11 protein-coding genes and 2 pseudogenes are annotated in these 18,898 nt (G+C 57.3%); 6 read left to right on the plus strand and 7 right to left on the minus strand.

Annotated features, from left to right (window positions below; translation table 11 throughout):
- The first annotated feature begins 2 nt into the window (after window positions 1-2).
- From EB231_RS33430 to EB231_RS33440, 3 genes are read left to right on the plus strand one after another with little or no spacing between them, the layout of a single operon-like run.
- Window positions 3-776, plus strand: coding sequence for a thiazole synthase (locus EB231_RS33430; protein WP_172352512.1), 774 nt, complete (start codon window positions 3-5; stop codon window positions 774-776).
- Window positions 773-1,378, plus strand: a complete 606-nt coding sequence (locus tag EB231_RS33435) for a thiamine phosphate synthase (protein ID WP_172352513.1) — start codon at window positions 773-775, stop codon at window positions 1,376-1,378. Before EB231_RS33430 ends, EB231_RS33435 begins: the two co-directional genes overlap by 4 nt.
- On the plus strand, window positions 1,369-2,130 hold the full coding sequence (locus EB231_RS33440) for a hydroxymethylpyrimidine/phosphomethylpyrimidine kinase (protein ID WP_172353137.1): 762 nt from the start codon (window positions 1,369-1,371) through the stop codon (window positions 2,128-2,130). Before EB231_RS33435 ends, EB231_RS33440 begins: the two co-directional genes overlap by 10 nt.
- A 265-nt stretch (window positions 2,131-2,395) precedes the next feature.
- On the opposite strand, the gene EB231_RS33445 is transcribed toward EB231_RS33440, so the two are convergent.
- The 3 genes and pseudogenes from EB231_RS33445 to EB231_RS35840 form a co-directional block, all read right to left on the minus strand.
- Window positions 2,396-3,424: an LLM class flavin-dependent oxidoreductase gene (locus tag EB231_RS33445; protein WP_172352514.1), complete on the minus strand. Its 1,029-nt coding sequence runs from the start codon at window positions 3,422-3,424 to the stop codon at window positions 2,396-2,398.
- A 125-nt stretch (window positions 3,425-3,549) separates the two neighbouring features.
- Entirely contained in the window at window positions 3,550-4,659 is a 1,110-nt protein-coding gene (gene hisC, locus EB231_RS33450) for a histidinol-phosphate transaminase (protein WP_172352515.1), read from the minus strand.
- Between the two features lie 254 nt (window positions 4,660-4,913).
- Window positions 4,914-5,034: pseudogene (locus EB231_RS35840) on the minus strand (helix-turn-helix domain-containing protein); the annotation flags it as partial.
- A 794-nt stretch (window positions 5,035-5,828) separates the two neighbouring features.
- On the opposite strand from EB231_RS35840, the gene EB231_RS33455 reads away from it, so the two are divergent.
- A complete protein-coding gene (locus EB231_RS33455; protein WP_172352516.1) occupies window positions 5,829-6,419 on the plus strand; it encodes a hypothetical protein in 591 nt (196 codons plus the stop codon).
- A gap of 228 nt (window positions 6,420-6,647) precedes the next feature.
- Here EB231_RS33455 and EB231_RS33460 read toward each other — a convergent pair whose 3' ends face one another.
- The 3 genes and pseudogenes from EB231_RS33460 to EB231_RS33470 form a co-directional block, all read right to left on the minus strand.
- Complete coding sequence (locus EB231_RS33460; RefSeq protein ID WP_172352517.1) at window positions 6,648-7,085, minus strand: hypothetical protein; 438 nt, start codon at window positions 7,083-7,085, stop codon at window positions 6,648-6,650.
- Between the two features lie 1,039 nt (window positions 7,086-8,124).
- Window positions 8,125-9,019, minus strand: a pseudogene (locus EB231_RS33465) (IS110 family transposase); the annotation flags it as partial.
- Window positions 9,020-9,115: 96 nt separating this feature from the next.
- Complete coding sequence (locus EB231_RS33470) at window positions 9,116-11,314, minus strand: hypothetical protein (RefSeq protein WP_172352518.1); 2,199 nt, start codon at window positions 11,312-11,314, stop codon at window positions 9,116-9,118.
- Between the two features lie 335 nt (window positions 11,315-11,649).
- On the opposite strand from EB231_RS33470, the gene EB231_RS33475 reads away from it, so the two are divergent.
- Entirely contained in the window at window positions 11,650-13,518 is a 1,869-nt protein-coding gene (locus EB231_RS33475; RefSeq protein ID WP_172352519.1) for a UvrD-helicase domain-containing protein, read from the plus strand.
- Between the two features lie 51 nt (window positions 13,519-13,569).
- Here EB231_RS33475 and EB231_RS33480 read toward each other — a convergent pair whose 3' ends face one another.
- Entirely contained in the window at window positions 13,570-14,904 is a 1,335-nt protein-coding gene (locus tag EB231_RS33480; protein ID WP_172352520.1) for a hypothetical protein, read from the minus strand.
- Window positions 14,905-15,100: 196 nt separating this feature from the next.
- On the opposite strand from EB231_RS33480, the gene EB231_RS33485 reads away from it, so the two are divergent.
- The gene (locus EB231_RS33485) at window positions 15,101-18,844 is read left to right on the plus strand and encodes an SIR2 family NAD-dependent protein deacylase (protein WP_172352521.1); all 3,744 of its coding nucleotides are present in this window, start codon (window positions 15,101-15,103) and stop codon (window positions 18,842-18,844) included.
- Window positions 18,845-18,898 lie beyond the last annotated feature (54 nt).

Below are 18,898 nucleotides of genomic sequence, written 5' to 3' on the forward strand. Positions count from 1 at the left end.
CCATGTTCGAGCTTTATGGAACCGAGCTTCCGTCGCGTCTGCTTCTCGGCACCGCTCAACATCCTTCGCCGGCCATCCTTGCCGATGCGGTCAAGGCATCGGGCACGTCGGTGGTGACCGTCTCGCTGCGCCGTGAGATGGCAGGTGGCAGGGCCGGCGAGAAATTCTGGTCGTTGATCCGCTCGCTGGGCGTCAGAATCCTGCCCAACACCGCCGGCTGCCACTCCGTCAAGGAAGCGGTCACGACCGCAAAAATGGCTCGCGACGTCTTCGGCACGAACTGGATCAAGCTCGAAGTGATCGGCAACCATGACACGCTGCAGCCTGATGTGTTCGGCCTGGTCGAAGCTGCGCGCATCCTGTGCGAGGACGGCTTTGCGGTATTCCCCTATACCACCGACGACCTTGTCGTCGCCGAGCGGCTGCTGGAGGCAGGCTGCAAGGTCTTGATGCCATGGTGCGCGCCGATCGGCTCGGCGCTTGGGCCGGTCAACATCCCGGCGCTGCGCTCGATGCGCAGACATTTCCCAAGCGTCCCGCTGATTGTGGATGCAGGGCTCGGACGGCCGTCGCACGCGGCGACCGTCATGGAACTCGGCTTTGACGCCGTGCTCCTGAACACGGCGGTCGCCAAGGCGGCCGATCCGGTCGGCATGGCGCGTACGTTCGGCAAGGCGGTCGAGGCCGGTCGTGAGGCTTTCGGTTCGGGAATGCTCGAACCGCGCGACGTCGCCGTGCCATCGACACCGACGATCGGCAGGGCAGTTTTTTCATGAAGCTCGATCCCTTCTATCTGATCGTCGATAGTGCAGTCTGGATCGATCGGCTGGTGCCGCTCGGCGTCAAGCTGGTGCAGCTTCGCATCAAGACCATGGACGAGGCCGGATTGCGCGCTGAGATCCGCACAGCGAAGGCCTTGTGCGCTCGATACCGGTGCCAGCTCATCATCAATGATTACTGGCGACTGGCCATCGAGGAAGGCTGCGACTTCGTTCATCTCGGTCAGGAGGATATGCAAACTGCGGACCGTTCGCGGATACGGGCGGCTGGCGTGAGGCTCGGACTGAGCACGCATGATGGTATCGAACTGGAAACGGCGATGGCCGCCGAGCCTGACTATATCGCGCTTGGGCCCATCTACCCGACCATCCTGAAGAAGATGAAATGGGCGCCGCAGGGACTCGAACGGATCAGAGAATGGAAGCATCGGGTAACGCCAATCCCATTGGTCGCCATTGGCGGTCTCAACCCTGACAGGCTCGACGGAGTTTTCGCGGCTGACGCCGACAGCGCGGCAGTGGTCACCGACATCACGCTGAATGCCGATCCCGAAGGGCGCACACGAGAATGGATCGAAAAGACGGAGCGATGGCGCTGAGGCGAGAACCGCATGTGCTTGTCGTTGGCGGGTCGGACTCCAGCGGTGGAGCTGGAATTGCCCGCGATATAGAAACGGTTTCCGCCTTCGGGCTGCGCAGTTGTCTTGCCATCACCGCCGTGACAGTCCAGACGCACTCGGCTGTCGAGCTCGTCAAGCTTGTGCCGTCGGAGCTTGTCGCCGCTCAGATGCGCGCCGCGTTCGCTGCCAACGCTGTCGCGGCCGTCAAGATAGGCATGATTGGGACATCGGCGGCTGTTGAGGCAGTCGGCGCTGTTTTGGTCAACCGCCAAGTGCCTGTGGTACTCGACCCGGTCCTGGCCTCTACCTCGGGACGCAATCTGCTGGCGGACGATGCCATTAATATGCTGCGCCACGATCTGATGCCGATCTGCCGGCTTGTAACGCCTAACCTGGTCGAGCTGGCTGCGTTTACCGGCTCGTCACCGGCCGCGGACGAAGAAGGGGCTTGTCGTCAGGCTGAAGAGCTATCGAGGACGGTGAGGACCGCCGTACTCGTCAAGGGCGGCCATGCACAAGGAACCCGTTGCGTCGACGTGCTTTTGCAGCCGAACCAACCTGCAGTTCGGTTCGAGGCGCCCCGCTTGCCGCGAGGGATGCGCGGAACGGGTTGCATGATGGCCAGCGCAGTCGCCGCCTCGCTTGCTCTTGGAGCGTCGCTGGAAGCGAGCGTGCGCCAAGCCAAGCAACATGTTTTCGATGCGCTTGCCGGATCGAAGGAGGGCCGATAAGCTGATCGGCCGAACGTATCCAACGCTCCGATCAAGTCTGGCAGGCAATCGTGGGTCTACTGCTAGGACATGAAGGCCCTATCCGAGGGGTGAGAATGCGGCATACACGGTCGCTTTCGCCTATGAACAACACGCCGCTTTGAGGAGGAAGCCGCATGCCTCTGTGCCAACCGGTTGATGGGTCATCCGAAACCCGCACCTAGTCGTCGCTAGCGACAGCATGCCGCTTGGCACGTTGTTGGGTGAGCGAACGTTCGAGCCGGGGTTAGCCAACTCGAGCCATAATTGCGGATTGAATCGCCGTTGCGGTATATAGGGAAGCATCTAACGACAGATTCCCAAACGCCGGTTGACAAAGGAGGTAGTTTGCACCTGCCGCTTCCAGCTGATCAAGAAGAGCTTGTCCCGCAGATGCTGCCGTTCCTACTACGCACAATTCCTTCTCGATTGCTGCATCGAAGGTCAGCGGCAGATTTGGTGGAGTCGGCATGCCATTGAGATCATAAAGGAATTTAAAGCTCTTGAGCCACCGTTCGTAAGCAGGTGCGGCGAGTGAACGTGCATCTGTTTCAGAACGCCCAATCACGACCATGCGGAGCAATCCAAGAAATGGCGCTTGGTCGTCCGCCTCAATGGTGTGCTCTCGACCGGCGCGGAAGGCATCAGTGATTCTTCGAACGGAAGAGGAAGGTCCCACGCACGCGATGTTCATGCCATTCGCAGCGGCCCAGCCTGCCGATTCCGGTCGATTGGTGGCGATCCAAGTCGGCGGATGTGGACGCTGATGAGTTCTTAGCGTCAGCGGAACGCTGTTCAACTCAAAATGGCGACCTTGATACGATAGCGTGCCGCCCTTCAGCGCATTGATAAGAATTTCGCTGGCTTCCGCATAGTGGTTTGGCGCCGCGTCCGAGCCAATCCCGAAGTAACCCAATTCGATCGGGAGCGAGCCGCGCCCTATCCCAAGTTCGAGCCTGCCACCGCTCAATTGGTCCAGCATACAGATCTCTTCGAACGCACGTAGCGGATGATAGAGGGCAAGCAGCATTACCAACGGGCCGACACGAAGGCGCCGGGTTCTCTGGGCTACGCTCGACAAGAACAGATTCGGTGAGGGACCTCTCCCATGTGGGGTACAATGGTGCTCTGCGAGATGATATGCATAGAACCCAAGGTGATCGCACGCCTCCGCTAACATCAGGCGATCTTCGTACTGTCGGGCGATATCGGGGCCGTCCTCGTCCAGATGATCGAAGATGCCGACAGCTAGGCCTGAAGGAAAGGCCTTATCCATGATATTGTCTCCATTTTTGACGCAACAAGTCCGGTTGCTTGCGTATTCCAAGCAATTTAAAGATTTCTCGCTGTGTAATCGCTCGGATTATTGCCTGCGAAATGCTAAAGCAGAGCCTTAGCAACCTAATGCGGGGGCCTTGACATATTCAATATTCTACTAATACGACTAGCGGCACGAAGAAACGCATCCATTTGCTCTTTTGTACCGATGCTGACGCGGATGTAATTTTCCAAACCTTTATCGGGAAAGACGGCAACAAGTATTTTTTGCCTTGCAAAGGCTGATTGCCACCATGAGCCGTCCTGTCCCGTTGGCACGCGGGCAAGCAAGAAGTTTGCGTGGGAAGGGATTACGGAAAATCCAAGCTGCGACAGCGCGAGCGTCACTCGCCGTCGTTCATGCCTGATGTGTCTGTGGTTGTCTGCATAGGCGGCGCGGTGCGCAAGGACGCTGATACCAACCGCCTGCCCGATCACATTCATGTTGAAGACGTTCTGGATGTTGCGTAGCCTGCCGATAATTTCAGGGTGACCGAAACCGAAACCGACGCGAACGCCGGCAGCAGCATAGCTTTTCGAAAATGTCCTTAAGACCAGAAGATTCGAATAGCGATTGATCAGGCGTAGACCATTCTCGGGTGCAAAGTCGACGTAGGCCTCATCCAGCACGATCAAGCGGTCCGATTTCGCTACCAGGCGTTCGATATCGGCCACCGGAACGAACGTTCCGGTCGGATTGTTCGGATTGGCTAACAGAATGAACTTGGCGTCCTTTGCAGGACCAAAGAGCAATTGCTCCATCGGCAAGGAATGATCTTCGCTAAATTTGATTTCGACAAATTGAGCACCCTGCAACGTTGCAAGTTTGCGGTTGAACGAAAAACCTGGCGACATCATCGCCACGCTATCCCCCGGGGCAAGGAAAGCTCTGTAGACAAGTCCAAGCAGTTCAGACGATCCGTTGCCGGCGATCACCTGATCCATGGAGACGCTGTAGGCATTCGCGGCTGCTTCCCTCAAGCTGATGTTATCGTCTTCTGGATATAGATACTGCCGTTCGAGAGCTGCAATCGCGCTTTGCATTATGATTGCTGGAAGCGGGAACGGGTTCTCATTCGTGTTTAGTTTTACCCAACTTGAACCCGGCGCTGGTCTATCGGATGGCAGAGCATCTAACTGTCTCGCCACTTGCGAAAAAGACGAAAGCACACTCTGAAGTTTTGCATCGGACATGTTTTTCTCCGTTTCAGTTGCAGAGGGAATCCGGGATGAACGATGGTCTAGAGCACATGGCCGACCGACGGTTCGTCCACACCGCCGTTGTCAGCACATTGACCCTGTGAGGTCGGGCGGGCTGTCCTCCCGGGTCGGATTGGCCCGACGCTCAGGTCCGCATCCACTCGTCATCGGGCCAAGGCTCCGCCAACCACCAACGCTTGATTTGTCTCTGATATTTGCCTCGGTGGCCTTTCAAGGACGCTTGATCTGATGCCGTATTTCCTCAGCGGGTATCCAATCTGGCGCGGCGTCAGTCCAAGCAGGCGCCGCCTTTGCCTGCACCGAGCCACATCTCTCCACGGCCGCGATGACACGCTCGCGATTTGACATACTCGCACCGCGGATTTTGACCGGTCACGGGCAAGCGCGAAAAATGCCCTGGCCGTAAGTCGGGGCGCCGCGACGTGTCGAGTGCACAGCGGTGTGATGCCTGGCCATGGGTTTCCTTTCATGAATCGCGACCGTCGACTGACTTCTGCAGGCCGCAACCGCACGTTGATTCACGAGACCGGAATGGGGCGGGCGAGTCAATCGAGCTTTCTTTCATCCGCGAAAGGAAACTCTGCGCTCATGATAAAATTCCATCAGTTTCATATACCTCCGGTAGATGATATCGAACGGCAGAATGTCTGCCCCGGCGTCCCCGCGGTGCCGGTGCTGATGGCCCGGGCCATCAGTCTAATCAGCTCCTGGCAAAGCTGGCGCAGTGGCGTGGCGACCGCCATTGCGACGATGTCATCTACGAGGGCCGACCGCGACTCTGGCGTGATTTCATCACAATCGCGACAAGGTCTTGACCTTTGCGCACCTCGCGGAGCGGCTGATGGCCCCCTGTCCCGCCGACCAGCTGCGCTGCGCCGTTTCCCAAACGTCTAGGTCACATTTTCGAAGTGCGTGTTGGAATCGGTGATTCCGTATCACATTATCGCCACGTTTTAGCCGCGACATGGTCGCAATCTCCCACCAGAAAGCCGGCGTTGCCCTGAGACGGTTCGGTCCGGCATCGACTCAAACCAGCCCCCCGCTTAAGGGTCCGTGCCGGATCGAACGCTTCTTGCATCTTGCTGGGCAGCAGGCAGCGGAAGCATCGCTCGGCTGGCGACCAAGCGCGCCGGGCGGTGCTTTTGGCGAGCGGTCTCAATGCACGATTCTCGGCAGAGCAGCGGCTCAGAATCTTTGACGGCTTCACCGCACCCATCGAAAACAAGGCAATGGTGCGCGAGGAAAGCTACTTTGCGAGCCGAGCAGAGCCGAGTTATCTCCGCCTGGCCGAGTTGATCGAAGAATCAGCATACTGGACGCGCGACTTGCAGCGCGCGAGTGCCCAAGCGATGCGCCTCGTGCTGGTTGCGGTTGCGCTTCTGATGGGCTTCACGCTCTGGCATGCTATGTCTTCGATGTCCACCGACGCGCAGGTCTCACTTGCGCGCGTGCTGGTGGCGGCCCTAGTTTTTCTGCTTTCGTCCGATACTGTCGGCACGATGATCGCACACAAGAACGCCGCCGACGCTATCGATGATGTCCTCCAACGCGTCGAAAGTGCGGCCGCACGTGGCTACACAGAGCCGGATCTGCTGCTACTCCTATCGGACTACAATGCGGTCGTCGAAGGCGCACCTGTCGCTTTGCCGGGTATATATCAACTCCGTCGCGGCAAACTCACCCGAAGATGGCGCGCTTATCTGGAGAATAAGCGACTAACGGAGCTGACCTGAAGCGTCTCGGCGATCAACTCAGCCCTGCAGCTCGTAGCATGCGGAGAGCGCGAGTGTCGGCTGCTACCGGAAGCTACCTTCGCTTCACGACGTGAGATAAGGTGCGACCAAAATCTCCAGCATGTTTAATCCTGATGTCTGCTCTCGGACACAGGCTAAGTTTCCCTCTACGGCCGACATGCGGCGCACACCCGACATTCAGCAGTAGACCGTCCGCGGCCGGTCGTCTCATCCCTTCCACATCGTCGATCGGAGAACAGCCTGCATATGCTCTGCGAGGTCGAGTTCGCCGCGCGCCTCGATCTCCAAAAGATATCGGGCTTTGGTCAGGCGATCCTCTTGCCCAACCGCAGCATAGCTGCAGATGGCGAGCAGCGCCCTCTCCTCCTCCCGGCTGGCTCTTGCCGAGTCGTTTCTGCCACCGCCTATGTCGTGCAAGGCTTCGCCGAAGGACGAGTATGCCGTCTTGTGCATGTCAATCAGCGTTCGCAATTTGTTGGACGGTTCTGGGTCTTGGCCCGGCGGCTCTGTGCCGAGCGCAGTTGCCGCAACCGTCGAGGCGACGACTGCGCTGCCTGAGTGGAAGAGCAAGGCGCGGCGGTTGATCCTGGACGTGGCGAACTCTCCATCTGCTTCGAGACTATCGAAACGGTGACGTAATACCATCAGACCGTAACACGCCCCTTTGCGCATTCATGTCAGGATGGAAGGTTCCATTTCAGCAGACAGCCATTTGGCTGGGCGATGCGCAGCGCCCACATCTCGGACTGGATGCCGCGCCCTACTACCCCGAGGAGTCTAGATCGGTGGCAGGGTTGTCGTGGCCGGGGCGCTTCCACTGAGACCCTGAGCCCTATGGATATGCAGTGAGTCGGGGAACGCTGGCCGACAAGCCGGCGCTCGGCCGCCATCCTACGGCCGACGCTGGCGATGTCGCCTGTCGCCGGCCACAACAAAACCGCCCAGGCAGCCGTATCCCGCCGCAAACCAGGTCGACGAGATACTGACGTTGAGGGTTCATCGGCTCAGCTGCCTGCCGACCAGAGGTAACCGAAGGGCTGGCGTCCACCTCGGAGAACTGCGTTTTCTGTCGAGCGTCCCGCCGTCTCTGACCACGCCCCCTTCCCGGCCCAAGCGCTTTCAACTGCTGGCCGAGCCGCCACACACTGCATCAAGCCACGGAAATCGCAGAGAAATCACGATTCTCGCAATGCGCAGTAAACATCCACACATTGCAAAATCACCTTCTAAGCTATTGAAAAACAACCGTCCAACAGACGCACAATGTTGCCCTTTTATCCTGCCATCTTAAATCGGTTGTGCTTCCAGTGATCTTTCTGACATCGTCGTTCCTCTTCAATGTTACGATGATACACGAATCTATGCTCTGCGCTACGATACCGCGTTCTGGCGTCGAGTTCCGATGCGCCGTGCAGTCTTCCGCGCTCTGCGACGGGGTGTTTTGGCTGCACGAATGCAGCGCTCGAACCGTCGTGGCGCACTCTTCCATCGGACTGACGGAGCATCGTCACAAGCAATCGAGCGCGGTCCGGCCATCTCATCGTCGGCACGGCCGCAGGCAGGATAACGTGCGTTCCGTCGTTCCTGGTCTGCATCGGTCCTCATCCGCCGGGGCGGATCTCCTTGTGTCGAATGGCGTCCATCACACTGCTGACGCCATGCGTTTCAACTGCCGCCACACCGCTCATCGATGTGCACCGAGAAGCTTGCGGGCCTTGCCATGCGCGCGCGCAGCGGCGTCGGCCTGGCCCGCGGCCGGATCGCCGACGTAGAATGTGCCGTCGGTCCAGATCGCATGCATGATCACCGCCAGCTTGCGAGCCACCGCGACACAGGCCTTGCGGTGGCAGGAGCGCTTGGCGATCTCCTGGCCCCAGCTCTTGACCCTGCCCTTGAAGCGCGTCATCAGGCCTGACGCGGCCTCGTAGAGCGCGCGCTGCACATCCGCGTCGCCGGCCTTGGAGATCCGTCCCTGAATGTCGATCGAAGAGCCCGACTGCCAGCGCCGCAAGGTCAGCCCGAAGTAGGCGGTGACGTCGCCCGAGCGGCGAAAGCGCGATGGATCGTCGATCGCCGTCATGAAGGACAGCGCCCTCACCAGACCGACATGGGAATGGCCATGAAGCGCCACCAAGTTTCGCTACGCGCGACGACCTTCACGACGAGATCGTGCAGTCGACGACACTCGCGCCAGAGCGCTGTTCGCTGACAACCTTGCGCGCATCAGCTCGGTCGACAGCGGATCATCAGCCACAACCTGCCGCACCGCCTGCTCGAAAGCGACGCGTCCGACCTTGCTCAAGCGGATGCCGAACGACTTCATCGCATACCGGAGGCGTTCTCCAAGTCGAGGAAGCTGGCTTCAGGTTGCGCCGGGGAGTCAAGAGAACTCCGTCCGGTAGCAGCTCTGCGATTGATGTCGGCTTGGCGGGCGCATCAAATGGGCGTTGCCGAGCGCATCGGCTTTGTCTGTAGCGCTGCGCCGATATCGGGGCGCGCATATGCGCTGTCGCTAGGCAGATCGCCGGCAGACCGAGGCTCTTCAGTTCCGGATGTAGCCAGGGCAACGACGATCCCGCCTAGTAGCCAACAAGGCGGAGCCGCCCAGGATCGTCCGCGCACCCTTCTATCGCGGTCCGGCCTGGGCGTTATCCGGCCACACCGGCTTATTCAGCCTACGCTGAGGAGTTGTCCGAGAGCTCGGCAATCGAATCCGTGATCGCGTTCGCATCGAGAGCGTAGCTGCGAAACGAGAGTACCGTATCCCCCACTGAATAGGCCTCCTCATGTTCGACCATCGCGTCGAAGAGCATCGCAGAGAGGCTATCTTCCTTGAGGTATTGATAGAGGAATTTCGGATCAAGCTGGGCAGCATTCCAAAGGTTCCGCTCAACGACATTCTCAGTGCGGGCGTCTAGTCCGGAGCCGTCGTCGAACACCGACACCTCTACGGTTCTGACAACCCCCTTTTCAATCATGTTCAGCAACTCAGCCCATCGTCTCACAGGGTGTCCGTCGACCCGGAGGCCGGAGAACATGCCATTGCAGGAGACGATACAGGTTACAATCTCCTCCGCAGGACCAACGCTCCATCCCAACCGACGATAGAATTCGGCCTCGACTTTCGGATCCGAGAGCAAATGGCTTACGCGATCGAGTTGGCCAGCGCCTGTACGAACGTGTTTGAACGAAGTTCGCAATTCGTGCACGTTGCAGGGCAGCAGTGAATGTTTGCACTCGAACAGAAATAGGTATTCCCCAAACCGACAGACTGCATCAATCTCGATGCGTTGACCGTTGAGTACGGTCTCATATTCCGCTCGCACGTGTTCGCAATGGCGCTGCAGGGCATGCGTCAACGCACGAGAAGCGGCTTCTTGTTCAACCGAGTCAGTGAGGCGAATTTTTCCGGTATGAACGAGGTTTCGGTACCAGTTGGCCATCCCTGCGATATGCATAGGCACAAGGAGATGGCCATCCTCTCCTCGGATGATCGGCCGATACTGAAGATCAAACACGCCTGCGCTACCTGGCTTCCAGGATAAAAGGCCTAGCACATCGTCGATTTGTTCGGGCCTCAGACACCAACCCAAAAGCCCTCTCAACACCCCTTCTTTGAACACCGGAATCAACGAGCGATAAGCAATGGCGGGGTCATGGCTCAACAGAGGCTCTAATTGCCTCGTCGCAAGGCGGGCGACAAACAGGAAAAGTCGATAGACTTTTGCAACGTCGAGAAGCGACAAGCCAGGGCGGAGTTCGAAGCGCTCCAGCTCTTCCCATGTTACCAGTTCTGTATTTACGACATCATGAAGATAAACTACTTCCTCAGCTGTAAAAGCATCATTAGAAAACAGCGCCCGCAGGGGCGGAACATCCGGCAGATGAAATGTATAACGACTAAAAGGCTTCTCGATGAGCTTTACAACATCTTCACGCGTCCGATCGTAGAATTTATCTGCGATATCAAATACGGAAACAACGCCTCCTTTAATAGTCTTTATTCTTTCAAATTGCATCCGGCCACGCGCTTGATTCTCCTGTATATATCCTAAACGTATACTCTTTTCCAATTCAGGCGTTGGTGCTGATACGATAAATTTCCTTTTACTCATGAGAACTCGATAATCGAATGCATCGACAAGGATTTCTGCCTCGCCATACCGGCGTATCTTACAAGCCTTTACGAGCACTTTGTCGAAAAGTCCGTGCGAGATCTTCGATTCGGCCATCTTGTTAAACTGTTTCGTTTGGATGCCGATCTCGGTGTCGATGCAATGAACGATGTAGGACGCGCCTTCAGCCAAATCTTCCTTCGAATAGAAGCTGATACCCTCCGTGTTTGCTCCGTGGTCGGCCTGGTGACCAGTCATGAATATGGCATCAACCCTGGCTATGACTGATTTTAACGCGGTGTCGGCATTGCGGCTTAAAAACTGCCTAAGAGTCTGGTCCAGGTGATGAATCGACGTGGCCAGATTGGCTAGCGCCCTCACCGACGCAAGATATGTGCGAACCTCCTCAGACAAAGGCAACTCCGCGTCTGTCTGCTCAAGAGCGGCCAAAACGTCCAAGAGGCTCTTGACCTTGTAGCCATATTTCGAGCTGCGAAAGGCCCCCGAGGTTCCCAAAGCCTCTCTCGCGATCGACTGATCACAATAGAATCCGAGCGCAAGCCAGTTCACCGCTTGCTGCGTCTTGCCGAGCGCAATGGCCCTCAAAGCGAGGTCGCCGACCTGGAAGAGTTCCCGCCGTAGCGCATGACGCAGTTCGACCTTGTCTAGGGACACCAGTATCGGGAGCCAGACCTCGGCCGCCAGTAACTTGGGGGAGACCAAACCGAGGCGGTCTTCAAGGCTTCGTTCTTGTGCCATCGAGAAGAGTATCCTAGCCCACAGGCTTCCAGTCCCGCCGATGCCACCTCAATGGTGATGGACTTCCGGACAAATCCGATCGCTGCGGAAGGCGCTCAACCTATGCGTGGCCGACCAGCAGCATTAGCAAAGTCTAGACTGGCGGGTCCTTCTGACAGTCCGGAAGCTCAAGTTTCACCGATCTGGTTAATCCTGATCTGCTGTCGGTACCAGACCGTATCACCTCCTACATTGCTGAAACCGTCAACTTTCCAGACTCACTGTCGCAAGACAGCGCTGGCCTCGATCTTGACTTCGATCCCATTTAGGGACGAATTCTAGCGAGGGGATTTGGCATGAAGCGACCTTTTATTTCGTTGAAAATCGACCAGCTAGAGACGATGCTGGAAAAGGCCACGGCGAACGGAGACAGTAAGGCTATCAAGGCCATCGCGAGTGAGGCAGCAGTCAGGAGTACCGCTCGGGCGGGAAAGCTATTGGTCCGAGCCAAATCTGCACTCGACGTCAAGCAAGCGGATCTTTTCGAACAAGCCCCCAAAGCCTCCAAGAAACATGCCGGCGTTATGCACACTAAGGCTCCGGCCAAGCGAGGGAATCGCAAACCCACCGCGGAGCAGGAGCAGGCAATCGACGCGTTCCTCTCTGGCGGATCGCTCCGCATCAATGCCTATGCCGGTACGGGGAAGACCTCAACCCTGCAGTTCCTCGCTCAGGGAACCCGCAGTCGTGGGCAGTACATTGCTTTCAACAAGGCTATTGTGGGGGATGCCCGCGAGAAATTTCCTCCCCCAGTGGATTGCTCGACAACTCATAGCCTGGCGCTGAAGTCGCTTCACTCTGACTACAAGAAAACCAAAGACAAGTTTGCCGGAAAAGTCAGCGCAAAGCAGCTCGCAGAGATACTTGGACTCAAGAAGGCATGGCGTGCCGACCGTGACCATTCCCTGCAGCCGGTATCGCAAGCCTATTTGATCCAGCAGACTGTAAGACGTTTTGCCCAAAGCGGCGACGAGGAAATCTCTGACGCGCATGTACCGCGTCACGGATCGCTGCTTGCGGCAAGCGATGAAGCGCTAGACGCAGTGAATGAGTTTGCGCGCAACAACGCCGAGCATCTGTGGGGGCGCATGTGCGATGCGAAGGACGCGATCCCGTTGGGTTTTGACGGATTTTTAAAGCTTTGGGGACTGTCCAAGCCGCAGATTTCGGCCGACTACATTCTTCTTGATGAGGCACAGGACACTAATCCCGTGGTCCTGGACGTTCTGAAGAGGCAAGACGCCCAACTTGTCTACGTTGGGGATCGCTATCAGCAGATCTACGAGTGGCGTGGCGCGATTAATGCGATGGAGGCGATCGAGACCGATGCCGTCGTGAGCTTAACGCAGTCGTTTCGGTTTGGTCATGAGATTGCCCACGAGGCATCCCGCATCCTGCAGCGACTCGGCGAAAGCGTACCACTGACCGGCAACCCGGCTTTGTCGAGTAGGGTCGGGACTTGCAAGCCTAACGCCATTCTGGCGAGAACCAACGCGAACGTCATGACTGCGCTGATTGAGTGCATTGACGAAGGTCGCAAACCCCATCTCGTTGGCGACAACAACGACCTTAAGGAGTTGTTATGGGGGGTGCGAGACTTGAAGGAAGGGCGCCCAACAGACGTCGCCGACTTTTTCGGGTTCAATAGTTGGGAGTCGGTGGTCGATTTCGCCAAAACCGCGGAGGGCGAGCACCTGACCATGTTCGTCAACCTGGTGCTGAGCAAAGGCGAAAAACGCCTTTTGTGGGCTATCAATCAATCCGTGGGTGAGGATCAGGCCGATATCGTCATCTCGACGGCACATAAGGCTAAGGGACGAGAATGGAAGAACGTTCGACTTATGGACGACTTCCTGAAGACCCGCGCAGCAAAGGAGCATAAAGAGGGGGCCGATCGAGAGCGGGAGGACGCGGCGGAACTCAGACTTTTCTACGTCGCGGTCACGCGCGCAAAGGAGGCGATCGAGATCCCTGCTATGGGCGATAGGACCGAGCCGCTGCGGGCTTCATCGCGGCAGCCGACTCCGGTGTCGGCTAAGACTGTATTCGCCCAACCCGTCGACTGGACGGAGCCGGCCAAGCAAAATCGCCATCAGGCGCAATCGCAACATACCAATCAAAAGGAGTCCAAGCGTGGCTTCTTCTCGCGCCTTTTTGGCCGCTAACGCAGACGGGCATCGAACGAGTTCGCTTGCGTCTCGCGTTCGACCGTTCCGCTAACCGTTCGCCTTCCTCGATCGGCGAACTGGCAGAGAGTTGCTCGCTTCGACCGGCTCGAAAAGTCTGATGGGGGTCATTTCTGCATATCGGACGCTGAATGGGCCAAAGTTCCGCATGATCCGGCGCCATTCATCAGAAAGCTCAGAGGGGGTAAAAATTAGACTCGGCTCAAACTTTCCTTGCGTGTCGATTCGAAACCCCTCTCGGCCATACTCGGCAAGCTTATACTGGTTGCCGATAAAATGTATGGCCTTGATCTTTTCCGCCAATGCCTTGTTCACGAATAGAGCAATCATGCTCTCATCAATGTCAGAAAGGCGGAGGTAAGGACCGAAGCGAAAGCTCCCGCCTCCATACCCAAATTCAGCACGCAAAAAGCGTACTTTCTCCATCCCGACTGATGTGAAAGTGCCCACGTTCGTACCCTCGTCATGATCGGCACCCTCATCGGCAACGTCCTCGTTCGGCGCATGTTCCGCGGCCGGAATGCGTCGCTCCCACTTGGCGCCCATCATTCCGTGCAAGATGCCTGCCGGCATGGCCTCAACATCGGCCACTGATTTTGCTCTCGCTCTATCTGCGCGATCCGATGTTCCAAACGTCAACATAAAGAGCCCATCTCGCGGTTCGGCGAGACTAATGCTCACGAAAAATCGGAAGTGGCCGATCTCATTGCCATCGTACTCGCGGTCCAGTTCCAACAAGACGAGGAACTGATCAAGGGGAGCATTCATCTCTTGCAAAAATTGCATTCGGTTCAGCGACTTCTTGATTTCACTGAATCCATCAACAATCACACTCTGAATATCGTCGCCCCATCTGGCGAAGAATGTTGCCTGTTCCGCTTCAGACATCGGGATGCCGAGCGACTGAAACCGGATCGCCATTCCATCTGCGCCATCAAGGACTAATCGAATTCTTTCTCGGTCGAAGATTTCGCAGTGGGCCAATCCGCTTTTTGTGACCTTCTGGATCAACGCATCCTTTTCGCCAGCGGTAAGATTCACGTTCGTGAAAAAAACAAATGACTTGATTTCAGGGTCGGCTGCGATCGCGCTCGCCAAATCCCCGACGAACTTTTTCTGGGCTTTCTTCTTGTGATCCGTCGAATCGTTGGCTTGATTGACGAACCCGATAGCGCCATGGACCTTCTGTTCCCCACCGAAGATAGCTTCAATATCTCGACCACCGTCGGGTCCGCCACGAGGGTGGCGCGGGCGAACATTTGTAAACCGCTTGTCCAAGGCAAGGACGGCGACGCACATACGTTCCCGCTGCAACTGATTTGTGTCCAGGTAGCTTTTCAAGCGTTCATCAGTTCCGAATGTCATATGACCAGTTTCTTTGATGACAAGGGAAGGTCCAAATCTGCATTCTTTCGTTCTAGACCGTTTCTCGTCAGCGAGTCTTGTCGGTCATTGTCAATAACCGCAAATTGCTGGCAAGAGTTTCGCTTCGAGGCTATCCCAGTCTGGTGAACTGGGCGCTCCATTCCTGCGAATTGTCACGGCGCAAAGGGATTTAGAAATGATGAGTACCTTTTCGGACGCACCGCATGTCGCGCGAATATCCGAAGCTCTTTGGGCGCGGGAGCCGGTGGGGTCGGCGGCTTTGCTAGTCGGCGCCGGTTTCAGCCGAAACGCTACGCCGGTTCAGGGCTCGGGCGCCACGATGCCCGGTTGGAATGACATCTATGAAACAATGGTGGACCAGCTATATCCGGCACCTCCCGCACATGTGACAAGCGGCCCGGCATTTGTTGGCGGAGGGCTAAGCCACCGCGAGTGGTTGCTGACACAGAGCGGCGCGACCAGCGCTTATCTGCGGGTTGCAGAAGAATTCGAGGCTCAATTCGGGCGAAACGCGCTCGACCAGTTAATACTTCGCAATGTCCCCGACCGCCAGTTCGCGCCAGGTAAGCTGCACAAGATGCTCGTCGAGCTTCCGTGGGCAGACATCATGACGACCAATTGGGATACCCTGCTGGAACGGGCAGCTGAAGGAGCGGAGGAGCGTGTGTATAACGTCCTGCGCACTGTAGAGGAGATCCCCGAAGCACGCGCGCCTAGGGTGATCAAGCTACATGGTAGTTTCCCTTCGCACCGCCCTTTCATTCTCTCCGAAGAAGATTTCCGGACCTACCCGACGCGTTTTGCGGCTTTTGTCAATCTCGCACAGCAGCTCTCCATGGAAAACATGTTGGTGCTACTCGGCTTTTCAGGAGACGATCCGAACTTCTTGTTTTGGTCCGGTTGGGTCCGCGATCGGCTCGGGTCGAAGGCGCCGTTGATCTACTTAATCGGCGCCCTTAAATTAAGTGCATCCAAGCGCAAGATGCTGGAAAGCCGCCGTATTCAGCCAGTCGACCTCTCGAAGCTCCCGATGTTCGAAACATGGCCTGAGAGCCAGCGGATAGCGAACGCCCACCAATGGTTCCTTGAGCGTATGCGTGCCGAAGAGCCGTACCGTTCGCAACGCTGGCCGGGCGCGGCAGCCGGCTTCGTACCACCTCTCATGTACGTGACTCCGTCCCCCGATTTGAAGGCGCCGATAGCTGATCCAGAGTGGAGCGGGAGGGAAACGCCTGTCGAGAAGGTTCGTGCACTAGTCTTCCAATGGCGGCAGCATCGCGGTGTTTACCCCGGTTGGATAGTGCCGCCCTTTGATACGAGCGAGTCGCTTTGGCAACGCCTTTGGCGGCGTTTCAGCGAAGACCTCGTCGCTGGGCTGCGCGCGCTTGGCGAGGAAGAGCGGCTTGACGCATTGTTCGAGCTGAACTGGCAGCAGGAGCGAGCGCTTGTTCCACTTGTCTTGACCGTCGATGATATGATCCTCGAACTTCTTGACGCATTGATCGACCGCTATGACCAATTGTCGTCCGAGCAGGCACGACAGTTCCGCGCCTTGGCGCTAGCGATCCTGCGACACGCTCGCGAAGAGAATGACCTAAGCGTATACACACGTTGGGCTGGCTGGCTCGAGCCTAGACTTGCGGATGATACGGAGGGGGTGGAGCGCCTAACCTATGAAACCTGTCTGCGTTTACGCGCGGATTGTGATGTCGACGGGCTCGAAGCAGCGCTTAATAAGTGGAATATTAAAGGCGACAGCTTCTGGTTGCTTCGAAAGGCCGCCTTGCTGGCAGACTTGGGGCGAGATGAGGAAGCATCGCAATTGTCCGCGCAATCGCTCAATGCGATTCGCGAGCAAACTCGGAGGGGGGCCAAGGACATTGCCTCTTGGTCGCGCGAGAGCTTCGCCCTGCTGTTCCGCAGCGCCGTCTTGTACGGCACGATCGGCGATTGGCACGAGAACAAGCCGGCGCGCGATCGATTCGACATGCGGCAAGAGGAACTTCAGGCACGCGGCTGCCCGGGCCATCGCGACTTTTTCGACTTGGTCAGGCGGCTTGCTCATGTGGCGCCGGCGCTCAAGCAAGAGCTCGAAATCACGCAGCGGTTCGATCTAGGCTCCACGTACAGAACCTTCAATTTCGGCACAATCGACCCTCGCATTGAGCGACTACTCGCATATCAAGCACTCCGATTCCAAGAGGAGATCGGCGTGCCGCTTCGTATCGGTCACGCAGTAGTTGCGAAGCAGCTTTCCCTGGAAGCTGCGCGCTGGTTGATGAATGTGGCACCCACTAGAGCGATCGACGCTCTTCTTCGCGCCTCGCCTGGATCTGCAAGCAAGGAGTTCGACAAGCTCCTGTCTCGTTCGACGATCGCCAGGATTGAGGCGAGCGAGGCGGACCGCTTGATCGATCGCATGTTCCGACTGATTGCCGCGGCCCAGAAGCGGGTCGAAGCAGGCGGTGTGGAGACGCGCTTTTGGATGGAGCAGCTTAAGTCGGCAATCGAAATAGCTTCTCGCGTAGTCCTGCGTACGCCGCACCGCGCGCCAAAGCTGCTGGAAATCGGGCTGGCACTACACGCCAATCCGCGATTTGCGCGCAAAATTGACCTAGGCGACGAGATTCACCAACTGGTGCGACGCTGTTTCGAGGCGGCGGATGTTCTCGTGCATAACGAAATGCAGCTCACAATCTTTGGACATCCGATCACGAAGCGCACAGGCAACTTCGCTCATGACGTTCAAGATCCTGCGGAACATATTCCTAGTGATGTAAAGATGGACAACTCAGATCCGAGATGGCGGAAGATCATCGCAACCACAATCCAAGCCTCGCGCTCGTCGGATACACGCCGCGCGGCTTCGTCCAGAGTGGTAAAGTTGCTTAATGCCAATCTTCTGAACACAAAAGATTGCAACCAACTTGGCAAGGCGTTGTGGAGTCCGGCCTATGTTCGAGATGGCCTGCCGGGCGGGACTGCCTTCTATCCCGCCTCCTTCCTTTCACTACCGAAGCCGGCCGGCACAGATGTTCAAGGGGCCTTGTGCGCCAAGTTTCTAGCTGACACTCCACTCACGGACGCCTACTTCGAGAACGATACGTTCGCAAACCTGCTTCAGCAAAAACAGTTCAGGCTTGAAGAGGCTCAGATCGTCGCGTTGATCGAGCGTCTGCACGTGTATGTTGCCAATCACGCTGGCGCGCCGAAACACCCGAATCCATTTCGTAGAAATGACAGCGATTTGGCACTGGAATGCGCACGCGTGATTGCGAGCTTGGTTGAGCGCGCCGGGCCTAGTCCAGCGGCGGCCGAGAAAATGCGGTTGCTATCGACGCTCGACAGATATCCACTTCGGTTGGAGGCTGCCTTCCCCACACTCCTCGACCTCGGCATTGTGACCGTGGATGGTGCAACGAAAGCCCTGCAAGCGTTGTTTGGCAGTAAGGATGAGACAGATACGTTGGTCCTCGCTGAATTGCTGGATCAGATTTATCGGTCGAAGATCTCCAATCCTGACTTTGAAGCGGTGCTCTGGCCCGAGATCGTGCAGGTTATGACGATGCGAACGCCCGCACCATTAATGTGCACGACCCGTTTTTTAGCAGCCTCCATGCGCGCGCACCCAACGAGAGTACCTACCGAAATTGACGATGCACTGAGCATTGGCCTCAGATCAATTCTAAGCGAGACCAACATGACAGACCCGGCAGAGCATCTGCTCTACGACCCCTTCCTGGCGAGGCATTTCGGCGCCGCTTTGGTCAGCGCGATGGACCGAAACAACCGCGGCGATCCGGCCATGCGCGCCGCCTGGTCCAAGGCGATTGAAAGCGATCCCTTGCCGGATACGCGCCGCGGCCGGGCAAGCGCGTTTCGTGAACATAAGGTTGGAGGCTATGCGAACGAGGATTGATGCGGAGAATGGCACAGCGTTGGCTTCATCAATCAACATCACCGGCCAGCGGGC

The sequence above is a fragment of the Mesorhizobium sp. NZP2298 genome (genome assembly GCF_013170825.1).
Lineage (GTDB): Bacteria > Pseudomonadota > Alphaproteobacteria > Rhizobiales > Rhizobiaceae > Mesorhizobium.

What these genes read in the sequence shown, in the direction of transcription:
- EB231_RS33430 (WP_172352512.1), top strand. Translation starts at nt 3, where the DNA reads ATGTTCGAGCTTTATGGAACCGAGCTTCCGTCGCGTCTGCTTCTCGGC.
- EB231_RS33435 (WP_172352513.1), top strand. Translation starts at nt 773, where the DNA reads ATGAAGCTCGATCCCTTCTATCTGATCGTCGATAGTGCAGTCTGGATC.
- EB231_RS33440 (WP_172353137.1), top strand. Translation starts at nt 1,369, where the DNA reads ATGGCGCTGAGGCGAGAACCGCATGTGCTTGTCGTTGGCGGGTCGGAC.
- EB231_RS33445 (WP_172352514.1), bottom strand. Translation starts at nt 3,424, where the DNA reads ATGGATAAGGCCTTTCCTTCAGGCCTAGCTGTCGGCATCTTCGATCAT.
- hisC (WP_172352515.1), bottom strand. Translation starts at nt 4,659, where the DNA reads ATGTCCGATGCAAAACTTCAGAGTGTGCTTTCGTCTTTTTCGCAAGTG.
- EB231_RS33460 (WP_172352517.1), bottom strand. Translation starts at nt 7,085, where the DNA reads ATGGTATTACGTCACCGTTTCGATAGTCTCGAAGCAGATGGAGAGTTC.
- EB231_RS33470 (WP_172352518.1), bottom strand. Translation starts at nt 11,314, where the DNA reads ATGGCACAAGAACGAAGCCTTGAAGACCGCCTCGGTTTGGTCTCCCCC.
- EB231_RS33475 (WP_172352519.1), top strand. Translation starts at nt 11,650, where the DNA reads ATGAAGCGACCTTTTATTTCGTTGAAAATCGACCAGCTAGAGACGATG.
- EB231_RS33480 (WP_172352520.1), bottom strand. Translation starts at nt 14,904, where the DNA reads ATGACATTCGGAACTGATGAACGCTTGAAAAGCTACCTGGACACAAAT.
- EB231_RS33485 (WP_172352521.1), top strand. Translation starts at nt 15,101, where the DNA reads ATGATGAGTACCTTTTCGGACGCACCGCATGTCGCGCGAATATCCGAA.